The 14,463-nt window shown below is 70.8% G+C and carries 13 protein-coding genes; 3 read left to right on the top strand and 10 right to left on the bottom strand.

Annotation, left to right across the window (positions count from 1 at the left end; all coding sequences use genetic code 11):
* Nucleotides 1-52 precede the first annotated feature (52 nt).
* Nucleotides 53-1,192, top strand: a complete 1,140-nt coding sequence (locus tag ACZ4TR_RS38900; RefSeq protein WP_465293189.1) for an acyl-CoA dehydrogenase family protein — start codon at nt 53-55, stop codon at nt 1,190-1,192.
* Here ACZ4TR_RS38900 and ACZ4TR_RS38895 read toward each other — a convergent pair.
* Genes ACZ4TR_RS38895 through kdpF form a run of 7 tightly spaced genes read right to left on the bottom strand, consistent with a single transcriptional unit; the run spans nt 1,189 to nt 9,027 of the window.
* Nucleotides 1,189-1,416 (bottom strand): hypothetical protein, encoded by a 228-nt coding sequence (locus tag ACZ4TR_RS38895; RefSeq protein ID WP_465293188.1) that lies wholly within the window; start codon nt 1,414-1,416, stop codon nt 1,189-1,191. The two genes, ACZ4TR_RS38900 and ACZ4TR_RS38895, sit on opposite strands and share 4 nt — an antisense overlap.
* A gap of 21 nt (nt 1,417-1,437) precedes the next feature.
* Nucleotides 1,438-2,136, bottom strand: a complete 699-nt coding sequence (locus ACZ4TR_RS38890) for a response regulator (protein WP_465293187.1) — start codon at nt 2,134-2,136, stop codon at nt 1,438-1,440.
* On the bottom strand, nt 2,133-4,661 hold the full coding sequence (locus tag ACZ4TR_RS38885; RefSeq protein WP_465293186.1) for a sensor histidine kinase: 2,529 nt from the start codon (nt 4,659-4,661) through the stop codon (nt 2,133-2,135). Before ACZ4TR_RS38885 ends, ACZ4TR_RS38890 begins: the two co-directional genes overlap by 4 nt.
* Nucleotides 4,662-4,665: 4 nt before the next feature.
* Nucleotides 4,666-5,256, bottom strand: a complete 591-nt coding sequence (locus tag ACZ4TR_RS38880) for a potassium-transporting ATPase subunit C (protein WP_465293185.1) — start codon at nt 5,254-5,256, stop codon at nt 4,666-4,668.
* A 5-nt stretch (nt 5,257-5,261) separates the two neighbouring features.
* Nucleotides 5,262-7,268, bottom strand: a complete 2,007-nt coding sequence (gene kdpB, locus ACZ4TR_RS38875; protein ID WP_465293184.1) for a potassium-transporting ATPase subunit KdpB — start codon at nt 7,266-7,268, stop codon at nt 5,262-5,264.
* On the bottom strand, nt 7,265-8,926 hold the full coding sequence (gene kdpA / locus ACZ4TR_RS38870) for a potassium-transporting ATPase subunit KdpA (RefSeq protein ID WP_465293183.1): 1,662 nt from the start codon (nt 8,924-8,926) through the stop codon (nt 7,265-7,267). The genes kdpB and kdpA overlap by 4 nt, the downstream gene beginning before the upstream one ends.
* On the bottom strand, nt 8,926-9,027 hold the full coding sequence (kdpF, locus tag ACZ4TR_RS38865; RefSeq protein WP_364515690.1) for a K(+)-transporting ATPase subunit F: 102 nt from the start codon (nt 9,025-9,027) through the stop codon (nt 8,926-8,928). The genes kdpA and kdpF overlap by 1 nt, the downstream gene beginning before the upstream one ends.
* A 412-nt stretch (nt 9,028-9,439) precedes the next feature.
* On the opposite strand from kdpF, the gene asnB reads away from it, so the two are divergent.
* Nucleotides 9,440-11,281 (top strand): asparagine synthase (glutamine-hydrolyzing), encoded by a 1,842-nt coding sequence (gene asnB, locus ACZ4TR_RS38860; RefSeq protein ID WP_465293182.1) that lies wholly within the window; start codon nt 9,440-9,442, stop codon nt 11,279-11,281.
* Nucleotides 11,282-11,377: 96 nt separating this feature from the next.
* Nucleotides 11,378-11,686: a hypothetical protein gene (locus tag ACZ4TR_RS38855; protein ID WP_465293181.1), complete on the top strand. Its 309-nt coding sequence runs from the start codon at nt 11,378-11,380 to the stop codon at nt 11,684-11,686.
* Nucleotides 11,687-11,751: 65 nt separating this feature from the next.
* Here ACZ4TR_RS38855 and ACZ4TR_RS38850 read toward each other — a convergent pair whose 3' ends face one another.
* The 3 genes from ACZ4TR_RS38850 to ACZ4TR_RS38840 all read right to left on the bottom strand — a co-directional run bounded on the left by ACZ4TR_RS38850 (nt 11,752) and on the right by ACZ4TR_RS38840 (nt 14,356).
* Entirely contained in the window at nt 11,752-12,231 is a 480-nt protein-coding gene (locus ACZ4TR_RS38850) for a GNAT family N-acetyltransferase (RefSeq protein ID WP_465293180.1), read from the bottom strand.
* Nucleotides 12,232-12,240: 9 nt separating this feature from the next.
* Complete coding sequence (locus ACZ4TR_RS38845; RefSeq protein ID WP_465293179.1) at nt 12,241-13,239, bottom strand: Gfo/Idh/MocA family protein; 999 nt, start codon at nt 13,237-13,239, stop codon at nt 12,241-12,243.
* Nucleotides 13,240-13,321: 82 nt separating this feature from the next.
* Nucleotides 13,322-14,356 carry a LacI family DNA-binding transcriptional regulator gene (locus tag ACZ4TR_RS38840; RefSeq protein WP_465293178.1) on the bottom strand — a complete coding sequence of 345 codons (1,035 nt, stop codon included), beginning with the start codon at nt 14,354-14,356 and terminating at the stop codon, nt 13,322-13,324.
* Nucleotides 14,357-14,463 lie beyond the last annotated feature (107 nt).

Genomic DNA, 14,463 nt, shown 5'->3' with positions numbered 1-14,463 from the left:
CCTCTATCTAATATACGTCCATCTATCATGACACCCTGAGGGGGCGCTGACCATGATGGGACAAGCCACCACCGACGCCGTGACCGCCGCGCGGGAGCTCGCGCCCGAGCTGAGCGCGCGGGCCGTCGAAGCCGAACGGCTCCAGACGCTGCCGCGCGACCTCGTCGAGCGGGCTCGGGAAGCCGGGCTCTTCCGCCTGGCGACGCCGCGCGCGCTCGGCGGACAGGAGCTGCCGCCCGCCGAGCTCGTGGAAGTCGTCGAGGAGCTGTCCCGCGCCGACGGGTCCGCGGGCTGGACGATCACCATCGGCAACGGCTCGGCGTTCCTCGCCTGGCTCGACCCCGCGGTCGCCGCGGAGCTCGTCGCCGGGACGCCGGACCCGATCGGCGGCGGCGTCTTCGCGCCGATGGGCCGCCTCACCCCGGACGGCGCCGGGAAGTTCGCGTTCGCCGGCCGGTGGGGGTTCTGCAGCGGCAGCCCGCACACCGACCTGTTCTTCAACGGCGCCTTCGCCGGCGGCGACCCGCGGGACTGGCGGCTCGCCGTGGTCCCGGCCGCCGAGGTGCGGGTGGTCGAGAACTGGGACGTCAGCGGCCTGCGCGGCACCGGCAGCCACGACGTCGAGATCGAGGCGGTCGTGCGCGAGGAGCACACGATCTCGCCCTTCACGAACCCGGCGCGCCACGACGGGCCGTTGTGGCGGTTCCCGTTCTTCACGTTCATCGGCACGCTGATGGCGGGCGTCCCGCTCGGCATCGCCCGCCGCGCGCTGGACGAGTTCACCGAGTTCGCTCCGGCGAAGTTCCGCCCGCCGGGCCCGGGCCCGATCGCCGAGGACGGCGACGTCCAGGTCGCCTTGACCGGGGCCGAAGGAGAGCTGCGGTCGGCACGGGCGTTCGTGTTCGACGCGCTCGGCGCGCTGTGGGAGACGGCGTGCGCGGGCGACGTGCCGGACGCGGCCCAGCGCGGGCAGTTCCTGCTGTCGACCCAGCAGGCGATGCGAGCGGCGTTGAGCGCGGTGAACACGGTGACGGGTCTCGCGGGCGCGGGGGCGTTGCACGCGGACCAGCCGGTGCAGCGGTGTTTCCGCGACCTGCACGCGGCATCCCAGCACATCTACTTCTCCGCGGCGGCTTCGAAGAGATACGCCAAGCTGCGGTTCGGGATCGAGCAGCCGACCTTCTGGTTCTAGCGCCGGCGTCGCAGGCGGTGGGCGAACAGCGCCCACAGGTAAACGGTCAGCGTGGCGGCCGCGCCCGCCGCCGCCACGCGGAGCCACGTCACCCCGCTCACGCCGCCGTCGAACGCCGTGAACAGCCAGCCGAAGGCACCGAACGTCGCTCCCACCGCCAGCGTCAGCACGATCACCGGCGGGATGCGCTCACCGCCCCGCAGCCACGTCTTCGTCCCGTCCATGGCCGTGGGGTACCCACGCCGCTACACCTCGAAGCGGTAACCCATGCCCGGCTCGGTGAGCAGGTGCCGGGGCCGCGAAGGCTCCGGCTCCAGCTTGCGCCGCAGCTGGGCCAGGTACACGCGCAAATAATGGGACTCCCGCTCGTACGACGGCCCCCACACCTCGTGCAGCAGCTGCTTCTGCGCCACCAGCCGGCCGCGGTTGCGGACCAGCAGCTCCAGCACGCCCCACTCGGTCTTCGTCAGGTGGACCTCGATGCCGTCGGTGCGGCGGACCTTCTTCGCCGCCAAATCCACGCTGAACGACGACGTCTCCACCACCGCGTCCGCGTCGTCCACGCCCGTCACCGCCGAGCGGCGGACCGCCGCCCTCAGCCGCGCCAGCAGCTCGTCCATGCCGAACGGCTTCGTGACGTAGTCGTCCGCGCCCGCGTCGAGGGCCTGGACCTTGTCCGCCGAGTCGCCGCGGGCCGACAGGACGATGATCGGGACCGTCGTCCAGCCGCGCAGGCCCGCGATCACCTCCGTGCCGTCCAGGTCCGGCAGGCCGAGGTCCAAAACCACCACGTCCGGTTTGGTCTCGGCCACCGCTTTCAACGCGGCCGTGCCGTCGTGCGCGGTGATCACCTTGTAGCCGCGGGCGGTGAGGTTGATCCGCAGCGCCCGCACGATCTGCGGTTCGTCGTCCACCACCAGCACGGTGGCACCCGGGTCGCTCATCGCACCCCCTCTTCTTCGAACTCGACGCAGAAAGCGGGCAGGGAGACCACGACCGTGAGCCCGCCGCCCGGCGTGTCCTCGGCGCGGATCGTGCCGCCCATCGCTTCGGTGAACCCCTTCGCCACCGACAACCCGAGCCCGACGCCCGGTGTCGTGTCGCGGTCGCCGCCGAGACGCTGGAACGGCGCGAACGCGGAGTCCGCGGCCCCCTTGCGCAGTCCCCGGCCGTGGTCGACGATCCGCAGCTCCACCTGCCCGGAGTGCGCCGAAGCCCGTGCGGACACCGGAGCGCCGCCGTGCCGGAGCGCGTTGTCCAGCACGTTCGCGACCACGCGCTCCAGCAGACCGGGGTCGGCGAGCACCGCGGGGAGCTGGTCGTCCACGGCCACCCGTACACCGTCCGATGAGTCCACAGTGGACAAAGCGTGCGCGACGACCTCGTCGTAGCCGACCGGGCGCAGGTGCGGCTTCACCGCGCCGGTGGCCAGCCGGGACGAATCCAGGAGGTTGTCGATCAGCCCGGCCAGCCGGTCGGCCGACAGCTCGATGGCCTCCATCAGCTCGGCGGTGTCCTCTTCGGACAGTGCGAGGTCGGGCGCGCGCAGGCTGCCGATCGACGCCTTGATCGACGTCAGCGGCGTGCGCAGGTCGTGCCCCACCGCGGACAGCAGCGTCGTGCGCAGCTCGGTCGCCTCGGCCTTCCGCTCGGCGCGCGCCGCGGCCGCGGCCGTCCGCTGCTGGCGCAGGGCGAGCAACGCCTGCCCGGCCACGGCTTCCAGCACCCGCCGGTCGGCCGCCGGGAGCGCCCGTCCGCGCAGGGTCAGGTGCACGTCCGCGGTGACGGCGATGTCGACGTCCGCCTCATCCGGGTCGGCACACGGGTGCTCCCCCGCGGTCGCCACGCCCCGCCACTCGCCTTCCTGCTTTTCCAGCAGGGTCACCGACGTCAGTGCGAAGTTCTCACGGACCTTCTCCAGCAGCCGCTCGATCGGGTTCGCGTGGGTCAGCACGGTCCGGGCGTAGGACGCGAGCAGCGCCGCCTCGGTCCGCGCCCGCGCCGCCTGCGTGGCCCGGCGCGCCGCCTGGTCGACGACCAGCGCGACGAGCACCGCGACCACGACCATCGCGATCAGCGTCACGAGGTTCTGCGGGGTGTGCACGGTCAGCGTGTACAGCGGCGGCGTGAAGAAGAAGTTCAGCAGGCCGGCGCCGAGCACGGCCGCGACCAGCGCCGGCCCGAGCCCGCCGACCAGCGCCACGACGACGGTGGCCAGCACGTAGGAGATGACGTCGGTGGCGAAGTCGAGCCCGGCCGGGATGAAGGAGCCGACGACGGTGACCAGCACCGGCAGCACGACGCCGAGCACCCAGCCCACGACCAGCCGCGAGAACCCCAGCGGGCTCGCGCTCAGCCGCGCCCGCAGGCGTCCGCCCGCCTCGGAGTGGGTGACCATGTGGACGTCGATCGACCCGGACTGCCGCACGACGCCGGCACCGATGCCCTCGTCGAACAGCCGCGCCACGCGCGAGCGCCGCGAGGTGCCGATCACCAGCTGGGTCGCGTTGACGCCGCGGGCGAAGTCCAGCAGGGCGGTCGGGACGTCGTCGCCGACGACGGTGTGGAAGGTCGCGCCGACCTCTTCGGCGAGCGTCCGGCAGCGCGCGATCGCTGCGGGCCCGGGCCCGGACAGGCCGTCGCCGCGCAGGATGTGGACGACCTGCAGCTCGGCGCCGGCCCGGGTGGCGATCCGGCTGGCGCGGCGGATGAGCGTCTCGCTCTCCGCGCCGCCGGTGATGGAGACGACGACGCGTTCGCGTGCCTCCCACGTGTCGGTGATGCTCTGCTCGGCGCGGTAGCGCTGCAGGGCGACGTCGACCTGGTCGGCCACCCAGAGCAGGGCCAGTTCCCGGAGGGCGGTGAGGTTGCCGGGCCGGAAGTAGTTGCCGAGCGCGGCGTCGATCCGCTCGGCCGGGTAGACGTTGCCGTGCGCGAGCCGCCGCCGCAGCGCCTCCGGGGTGATGTCGACCAGCTCGAGCTGTCCGGCGCGGCGGACGACCTCGTCCGGCACGGTCTCCTGCTGGGTGACGCCGGTGATCCGCTCGACGACGTCGTTGAGGCTCTGCAGGTGCTGGACGTTGACCGTGGACAGGACGTCGATGCCGGCCTCTAGGAGTTCCTCGACGTCCTGCCAGCGCTTGGCGTTGCGCGAGCCGGGCACGTTGGTGTGCGCGAGCTCGTCGACGACGGCGACCTCGGGGGCACGCTTGAGGAGGGCGTCGACGTCCATCTCGTCGAACTCGCGGCCGCGGTGGCCGGCGTGCCGCCGCGGGACGACCTCGAGGCCGTCGAGCAGCACCGCGGTCTTCTCGCGGCCGTGCGTCTCGACCAGCCCGACGACGACGTCGGTGCCGCGGTCGAGGCGGCGCCGCGCTTCGCCGAGCATGGCGAAGGTCTTGCCGACGCCCGGAGCCGCGCCGAGGTAGATCCTCAGCTCCCCCCGGCGCGGCTTCTTTGCACTGGTCACGCTGTCAGTGTGCCCCTCCGGCCGCACCTTGCACGGCCAAGTTGAGCGGGAGCACATCCACTCCCGGAACGCCGATCCCGGCCCCCGACGTGTTCGCTTCGACCAGTTGTTTCACCCGGTCCACCGGAAGCCCGGTGTTCCGGGCGACGCGGGCGATCTGGAGGTCGGCGTAGGCGACGCTGATCGCCGGGTCGAGCCCCGAACCGGACGCCGTCACCGCGTCCGGCGGTACCTGATCGGGCGACACGCTTTCGCGCTGGGCGATGGCCTCACGACGTTCCTGAACGGTCTTCACCAGGTCCTCGTTGTACGGGCCCTTGTTGGATGCACCGGACGGCATCTCCGGGGTGACCACCGACGGCCGGGTGTGGAACCACGGGTCGCGCGCGGGATCGGCGGGCACCGGGTCGATGCCGATGAGCGACGACCCGACGGCCTGGCCGTTCCGCGTGACGACCGAGCCTTCGGCGTTGCCCTCCAGCCCGGGGATGCGGGCGATGGCCCACACGGCAAGGGGGTAGAGGACGCCGAGCAGGGCGGTCAGCACGACGAGGACGCGCAGGCCGGCCCAGGTCTGCTTGACGAGAGTGTTCACGAAGGTCACCCGATTCCAGGGACGAGGCGCACCAGCAGGTCGATCAGCCAGATCCCGAGGAAGGGGCTGACGATGCCGCCGAGGCCGTAGAAGAGCAGGTTGCGGCGCAGCAGGGCCGAGGCCGACGACGGCTTGTACCGCACGCCGCGCAAGGCGAGCGGGATCAGCACGACGATGATCAGCGCGTTGAAGATGACCGCGGAGAGGATCGCCGACTTCGGCGTGGCCAGGTGCATGATGTTCAGCCCGCCCAGCTGGGCGTAGATACCGGTGAACATCGCGGGGAGGATCGCGAAGTACTTGGCGAGGTCGTTGGCGACGCTGAACGTGGTCAGCGCGCCGCGGGTGATCAGCAGCTGCTTGCCGATCTCGACGATCTCGATCAGCTTCGTCGGGTCGCTGTCGAGGTCGACCATGTTGCCGGCCTCCTTCGCGGCCGACGTGCCGGTGTTCATCGCGACGCCGACGTCGGACTGCGCGAGCGCGGGCGCGTCGTTGGTGCCGTCGCCGGTCATCGCGACGAGCCGGCCACCTTCCTGCTCCTGCTTGATGAGCGCCATCTTGTCTTCGGGCTTGGCCTCGGCGAGGTAGTCGTCGACCCCGGCGTCCGCGGCGATGGCCTTGGCGGTGAGCGGGTTGTCGCCGGTGATCATCACCGTCTTGATGCCCATCGCCCGCAGTTCCTCGAAGCGCTCCTTCATGCCCGGCTTGACGACGTCGGACAGCCGGATCACGCCGCGCACAGTAGTGTCTTCGGCGTCTTCGGCGACCACCAGCGGAGTGCCGCCCTGGGCGCTGATCTCGTCCACCACACGCTCGGTCTCGTCGGGGAATTCGCCGCCGTTGTCGCGCACCCACGCCCGGACGGCGCTTGCCGCGCCCTTGCGGATCCGCCGATCACCGATGTCGATCCCGCTCATCCGCGTCTGCGCGGTGAAGGGGACGAACTCTCCCCGCTCGTCCTGGGCCGCGTGGTCCGACGTCAGCTCGACGACGCTGCGGCCCTCGGGGGTTTCGTCGGCGAGGCTGGCCAGCCGGGCGGCACGCGCGAGTTCGTCCATCGTGGACGATCCGACCGGGATCAGCTCGGTCGCGCAGCGGTTGCCGAACGTGATGGTGCCGGTCTTGTCGAGCAGCAACGTCGAGACGTCGCCGGCGGCTTCCACCGCGCGGCCGCTCGTCGCGAGGACGTTGCGCTGCACCAAGCGATCCATGCCCGCGATGCCGATCGCGCTCAGCAGCGCGCCGATCGTCGTCGGGATCAGGCAGACCAGCAGCGCGGTCAGCACGATCACGGACTGCTCGGACCCCGAGTAGCGGGCCATCGGCTGCAGCGCGACGACGGCGAGCAGGAAGATGATCGTGAGCGTCGAGAGCAGGATGGTCAGCGCGATCTCGTTCGGCGTCTTCTTCCGCGAAGCGCCTTCCACCAACGCGATCATGCGGTCCACAAAGGACTCGCCCGGCTTGGTCGTGATCTTCACGACGATCCGGTCGCTCAGCACGGTCGTGCCGCCGGTGACGGCGCTGCGGTCGCCACCGGACTCGCGGATGACCGGGGCCGACTCGCCGGTGATGGCCGACTCGTCGACGGTCGCGATGCCCTCGACGACGTCGCCGTCGCCCGGGATCACCTGACCCGCCTCGACGACGACCAGGTCGCCGATCTTCAGCTCGACCCCCGGTACCTGTTCCTCTCCGGCATCGGTGAGCCGGCGGGCGACGGTCTCCTTCTTCGATTTCCGCAAGCTCTCGGCTTGGGCTTTGCCGCGTCCTTCGGCGACGGCTTCGGCGAGGTTCGCGAAGAGGACCGTGAACCACAGCCAGACGGCGATCAGGATGGTGAACACGCTCGGGTCGGTGACCGCGAAGACCGTGGTGAGCGCGGAACCCACCCACACCACGAACATCACGGGATTGCCGAGCTGGTGCTTCGGGTTGAGCTTCCGGACCGCGTCGGGGAGCGACGTCCAGAGCTGGCGGGGGCTGAACACCCCGGCGCCGACGGTCATGCGAGTGCCTCCGCGATGGGCCCGAGCGCGAGCGCCGGGATGAAGGTGAGGGCCGCGACGAGCACCACCGTGCCGGTGAGCATGGTGGCGAAGAGCGGCCCGGTGGTGGGCAGGGTGCCCGCGGTTTCGGGCACCTTGCGTTGCGCGGCCAGCGAACCGGCCAGGCAGAGCACGGCGAGGATCGGCACGAACCGGCCGATCGCCATGGCGACGCCGAACGACGACTGGAACCAGTCGCTCGTCGCGGTCAGGCCGCCGAACGCGCTGCCGTTGTTGTTGCCGGTGGACGCGTAGCCGTAGAGGATTTCGGACAGGCCGTGCGCGCCGCCGTTGCCGAGCGCGCCGGCCGTGTCCGGCAGCAGCAGCGCGATCCCGGAGCCGAGGAGCACCACGGTCGGCATCGCGAGCATGGCGATCGCCGCGCAGGTCACCTCGCGCTTGCCGAGCTTCTTGCCCAGGTACTCCGGCGTGCGCCCGACCATCAGGCCGGCCAGGAACATCGCGATGACCGCCATGACCAGGATCCCGTAGAGGCCGGTGCCGACCCCGCCGGGCGAGATCTCGCCGTAGAGCATGTTCAGCAACGGTCCCCCGCCGCCGAGGCCCGAGAGACTGTCGTGGGCACCGTTGACCGCCCCCGTCGACGTGCCGGTGGTGGTGTCGGCGAAGATCGACGTCAGGCCGATGCCGAACCGCTGTTCCTTGCCCTCCATGTTCGCGCCCGCGGCCAGCGCCGCCGGGTTGTTCGCGTGGGCTTCGGAGAACCAGATGAGGGCCAGCGAAGCCGCCCACAGCAGGCTCATCACGCCGAGCAGGACGTACCCCTGCCGGGGCTTGCCGACGAGCTTGCCGAACGCGCGGGTCAGGCTGACCGGGATCACCAGGATGAGGAACAGCTCGACCAAGTTGGTCCAGGCGTTCGGGTTCTCGAAGGGGTGCGCGGAGTTGGCGTTGAGGATGCCGCCGCCGTTGGTGCCGAGCTCCTTGATCGCCTCCTGGCTCGCCGCCGGGGCCAGCGCGATGGTGCTGGAGCTGCCGTCCGGGTTGGTGACGGCGACGCCCGCCTTGAGGCTCTGCACGACACCGAGCGCGACCAGCACGATCGCGAACACGAACGCCATCGGCAGCAGGACGCGGACCGTGCCGCGCGTGAGGTCCACCCAGAAGTTGCCGAGCCGGTCGGTCTTCGCCCGGACGAACCCGCGGGTGACCGCGATCGCCACGGCCAGGCCGACGCCGGCGGACAGGAAGTTCTGCACGGTCAACCCGGCCATCTGCACGAAGTGGCCCATCGTCGTCTCGGGGACGTAGGACTGCCAGTTCGTGTTGGTGACGAACGAAACCGCCGTGTTGAACGCGACGCCCGGGCTCACCGAGCCGCGGCCCAGGCTCCACGGCAGGAACGGCTGGAGCCGCTGCAACAGGTAGAGCAGGACGATCGAGACGAACGAGAAGCCGAGCACGCCCGCGGCGTAGGTCGGCCACCGCTGCTCGGAGTCCGGGTCGACGCGGAAGAGCTTGTACAGGCCCTTCTCGAGCTTCGAATGCTTCTCGGTGGAGAAGACGCGCGCCAGGTGATCGCCGAGGGGCTTGTAGACCGCGGCGAGGGCGGCGAGGAGGAGGCCGAGCTGGATGAGCCCGGCCGCGGTGTCGGACATCAGAATTTCTCCGGCCTGATCAAGGCGACGAACAGGTAGACGAGCAGACCGAGCGCCAGCAGCCCGCCGACGACGTTGGCAGGAGTTCCCGCGCCGCTCACAGCTTTTCCAGCCCACGCAGCGCCAGCGCGAGCACCACGAACACGCCGATCAGCAGGACGGCGTAGAGCAAGTCGGCCACAGGGCACCTCTCGAGACGGGTCACCGGGTTCGGGGACCGGACGCGTTCACTGTGCGGCTCCGGGACCTCGTCCCGACCTGGGGCTGACGGCGTCTTGATGCGTTCCTGACACGCGTTTACGCCGTCTTTATGGCCGGTGGCGGGCGTCACGCAAACGTTTGCCCGGTACTCACCGTATGCAGTTGGTCAGTGACTCGCGACACAACGCGTGACCGAACAAGTGCGGAACGTGCAATTCGGGCAGACAAGATCCACAGCCCGTGTTACACCTGTGTTACCGATAGTTGTATCGGCTAAGCAAACCTGTAGGAGATTTGGGAGAGGGGATCACTATGTGCGGTATCGCCGGCTGGGTTTCCTACGACGCCGACCTCACCCGCCGTCCGGACGTGGTCGACGCCATGACGGAGACCATGGCCTGCCGCGGCCCGGACGACGTCGGCACGTGGGTGCGCACGCACGTCGCGCTCGGCCACCGGCGGCTGGCCATCATCGACCTGCCCGGCGGCCGTCAGCCGATGTCCGTGCACACGCCGAACGGCGACGTCGCGATGGTCTACAGCGGGGAGGCCTACAACTTCACCGAACTGAAGGAAGAGCTGACGAAGCTCGGCCACCAGTGGGAGACCGACAGCGACACCGAGGTCGTGCTGCACGGCTACCTGCAGTGGGGCGACGAGGTCGTCGACCACCTCAACGGCATGTACGCGTTCGCGATCTGGGACGAGCGCGACGACCGGCTCGTCATGATCCGCGACCGGATGGGCATCAAGCCGTTCTACTACTACCCGACCCGCGACGGCGTCCTGTTCGGCTCCGAGCCGAAGGCCATCCTCGCGAACCCGCTGGCGGGCAAGGTGGTCGACACCGACGGCCTGCGCGAGCTGATGGCGTTCACCAAGCGCCCCGGCTGGTCGCTGTGGAAGGGCATGGAGGAGGTCCAGCCCGGCACGATCGTCACCGTGTCGCGCGAGGGCGTCCGCACCCGCACGTACTGGAAGCTCGACGCGAAGCAGCACACCGACGACCAGGAGACCACGGTCGCCCGCGTCCGCGAGCTGATGACCGACATCGTGCACCGCCAGCTGGTCGCGGACGTCCCGCGCTGCGTGCTGCTGTCGGGCGGGCTCGACTCGAGTGCCGTCACCGGTCTCGCCGCACCCCACCTCGCCGAGCAGGGCGAGCAGCTGCGGACGTTTTCCGTCGACTTCTTCGGCCAGGAGGAGAACTTCAAGCCGGACGAGATGCGCGACACCGCGGACTCGCCGTACATCCGTGACGTCGCGGAGCTGGTCGGGTCGGCGCACCAGAACGTCATGCTGAACCCGGCGGAGCTGAGCGACCCGGCGGTGCGGCGCGCGGTGCTGAAGGCCCGGGACATCCCGGCCGGGCTCGGCGACATGGACACGTCGCTGTACCTGCTGTTCAAGGCGATCCGCGCCGAGTCGACGGTGGCGCTGTCGGGCGAGTCGGCCGACGAGGTGTTCGGCGGCTACCGCTGGTTCCACGACGAGAAGGCCGTCAACGCGGACACGTTCCCGTGGCTGGCGTTCCGGACGTCGATGATGGACGAGCGGGCGTCGCTGTACACGACCGAGCTGCGGCAGAAGCTGGACCTGGAGTCCTACATCGCGGACCAGTACCGGACCGCGGTTTCTTCGGTCGACCACCTGGACGGCGAGTCCGCGCAGGACGCGCGGATGCGGGTCATCTGCAACCTCCACCTGACCCGGTTCGTGCGGATGCTGCTCGACCGCAAGGACCGCGCGTCGATGGCGGTGGGCCTGGAGGTCCGCGTGCCGTTCTGCGACCACCGGCTGGTCGAGTACGTCTACAACACGCCGTGGTCGCTGAAGACGTTCGACGGCCGCGAGAAGAGCCTGCTGCGGCACGCGACGAAGCACGTCCTGCCGGACTCGGTGCGCGACCGCGTGAAGAGCCCGTACCCGTCGACGCAGGACCCCGGCTACGCGGCGGCGTTGCAGCAGCAGACCAAGGAGGTCCTCGCGGACCCGGGCCACGCGGTGTTCGGCCTGGTCGACAAGACGTGGGCGCACCGGGTGTCCGAAGTGGACCCGGCGACCATGAACCCGGCGGCGCGGGTCGGGCTGGACCGCTTGCTCGACCTCTACCACTGGATCGAGATGTACCAGCCCACGCTCGAGCTCGACTGAGTTGTCCGTGAAGGCCTCCTTACCGGCGCCTATGGCCGGTAAGGAGGCCTTCACGGCGCTTGACCTCGAGTGCCCTTGAGGTGTGAGGCTGATGCCATGAAGGTGCTGCTGTTCGGCCGCAACCCGGCCACGGTCTCGAGGGTGACGGCGGCGCTGTCCGCGGCGGGTCTCGCCGCGGACGGCGTCGACTCGGAGGAAGCGCTGCTGTCCCGGCTGGGTGCTTACGAGGCGCTGGTCCTGGGCGCGGGGGTGGTGGGCCCGCTGCGGGAGCGCGTCACGGCCGCCGCGCGACGACACGGGGTGGTGTGGGTGCAGGGGCCGCACATCGTCCCTGAGCGGAACGCACTGGAGTACGTGCGGACGGAGATCCTGCCGCGGCTGCGGCCTTCGCGCTCTCCCGAGTGACCGCCGGGACGTCGTGAACGACTCGTTCACCTCGCCGGACGACAGGTAATGAGTCGTCCGGGACTTCAGCCCAGCCGGAGGTCCGCGGTCACCTCGTCCCCGTCGGTGGTGAGTGCCGCGCCGAGCCCGGCCAGCAGTGACCGGGCGCCGTGGTTGCCGGCCGTGGTCGAGGCGATGAACCTGGCCGCACCGGAAGTCCGGGCCTCCGCCAGCAGCAGTGCCGCCACCACACGGCCGATGCCGCGGCCGCGGACCGCACGGCTCAGCCAGACGCCCGCCTCCACCGCGTCCCCGGAGCGCTCCAGCCGGGCGGCACCGGCCGCGGTCCCGTTCACGTCGATCACCCACGTGCGTTCCACCGCGGTCGCCGGGTCGAGCGAGCGGCCGCGGTGGAACGCCCGGAACGCGTCCCGTCGGGCGGGGGTCCAGCCGGGCCGATCGTCGACCGGGGGCATCACCTCGAGGGGATCCGCCCCGGTCACGGCCGCGTCGAGCAGCCGGGCCAGCGCGGCTTCGTTCAAGGGGGTGAGCACTACGTCGGTCACCTCGCCACGTTAGCGGCGAACCTCCGCCAGCTTCACCGGACGCCGCTCCCGGCGAGAGACCTCGCACGCCTCCGCGATGTAGAACGCCTCCAACGCGTCCGCCGCGACGCACGGCGAGGGTGCCCGGCCGGCGACGACGTCCAGGAACGCCCGCAGTTCCGTCGTGTACGCCGGGCGGAACCGCTCCATGAACCCCGGGTACGCCGGGCCCGGCAGCGGCGCCACGGCCGGCTCCACCGAGCGCAGCGGCGCCCGGTCGTCCAACCCCACCACGACGTTCGCGAGAGAACCCAACGCCTCCAGCCGCACGTCGTAGCCCGCGCCGTTGTAGCGCGTGAGGGACACCGTCGCCAGCGTGTCGTCGTCCAAGGTGAGCGTCGCCGCCGCCGTGTCGACGTCGCCCGCGTCCGCGAAGAACCGCTCTCCCCGGTTCGCGCCGATCGCGTACACCTCGGAAACCTCGCGGCCGCTCACCCAGCGGATGATGTCGAAGTCGTGCACGCCGCAGTCGCGGAACAGCCCGCCCGAATGCGCCACGTACTCCGCCGGCGGGGGCGCCGGGTCGAACGTCGTCGCGCGCAGGGTGTGCAGCCAGCCCAGTTCACCGGACGCGACCGCCGCCCGCGCCGCCGCGTACCCCGCGTCGAACCGCCGCTGGAAGCCGATCTGGACCGGGACGTCCGACGCGCCGATGCGGTCGATCACGGCCAGGGTGCCCGGGATGTCGGCCGCGACCGGCTTTTCGCAGAACACCGGGATGCCCGCGTCGACCGCCGCGATGATCAGGCCCGGGTGCGCGTCGGTGGCGGCCGTGACGACCAGGCCGTCGAGGCCCGCGGCGAACATCTCGTCGAGGGAAGCCGTCTCGACGCCCAGCTTCGCGGCGGCCGACGACGCACGCGCCGGGTCGACGTCGGCCACGACGACCGACTCCACCTCGTCGAACCCCTTCAGCGTCTCCGCGTGCGCGGTGCCGATCCGGCCGGTGCCCGCCAGTCCCAACCTCATCGTGGTGCTCCTCCAGTCTCGGAACTGTGCCAATGGTTTCCGACCCCGCCACAGCCACGGCCGAATGCCTTTGCAGCGACGGTCACGTGCCGCTCGGGGGGCGGCCTGCTTTTGGCCGGGTCGGAAACTGAGCGGTGGTCGCGCGGACCACCAGGGAGGGGTGCAGCAGGTGCCGGACCGGCTCCGTGCGCTCCCCGCGGACGCGTTCGATCAGCGCTTCGAAGGCCAGCCGGGCCATGTCCTTGCGTGGCTGGTCCACTGTGGTCAGGGAAAGGTGGCGAAGCGCGGCGAGCGACGTGTTGTCGTAGCCGACGACCGACACGTCCTCGGGTACGCGCAGCCCGGCCTCTTCGAGCGCCGAGATCGCCCCCACGGCGTTGAAGTCGTTGCCGGAGACCAGCCCCGTCGGCCGGTCCGGAGGCGGGTACGCGGCCAGCAGCTCCCGCACGGCGTTCTCACCCCCGATGTCGGTGTGCTCGCTGCGCACGATGATCGGCTCGAGCCCGTGCCGCCGCATGGCGGCCTCGAAGCCCCGCCGCCGTTGAGCCGCGCCGGCCGCGCCACCGCCGTCGAGGTGCGCGATGCGCCGGTGCCCGAGGCCGACCAGGTGGTCGACGGCCAGTGCGGAACCCGCCTCGCCGTCGTCGTTCACCGTGTCCACTGTGGACGAGCGGGCGGTCCGCGAGACCAGCACGACCGGGCACTGCCGGGCCGCGACCTGGATCGCCGACGCCGGGACGACCGGCGAAAGCAGGATGATCCCCGCCGGACGGAAGGAAAGGAGGTTGTGCAAGGCGTTCCACTCGCGCGTGGGACTGCGGCCGCCCGTGGTGAGGATCAGGTCGAAGCCCGCCGCCTGCGCGGCGCTGTCCAGCTCTTCGACGATGTCGGCGAAGAAGGCGTTGCGCAGGTCGTTGACCATCACCCCGAGCACCGTGGACGTCCGGCTGGCCAGGGACCGCGCCATCACGTGCGGCTGGTAGCCGAGTTCTTCGGCCGCGCGCAGGACAGCGGCGCGCCGCGCGTCGGACACCTTCGGTGAATTCCTCATCACCAGGGAGACCAGCGCGCGGGAAACCCCCGCCCGCGCGGCGACGTCTTCCATGGTCGGACGCATGCCGCACCTCCCCTCAGCATCGAAAACTCGGCCTTGACTTGCTGTGACGGACGCTACAAGATTAGAGCGCTCTAATCAATAGAGCGCTCCAACGGACCAACGGAGGC

The organism is Amycolatopsis sp. NPDC028719, assembly GCF_055565395.1.
This window is presented reverse-complemented; position numbering and strand designations above follow the sequence as displayed.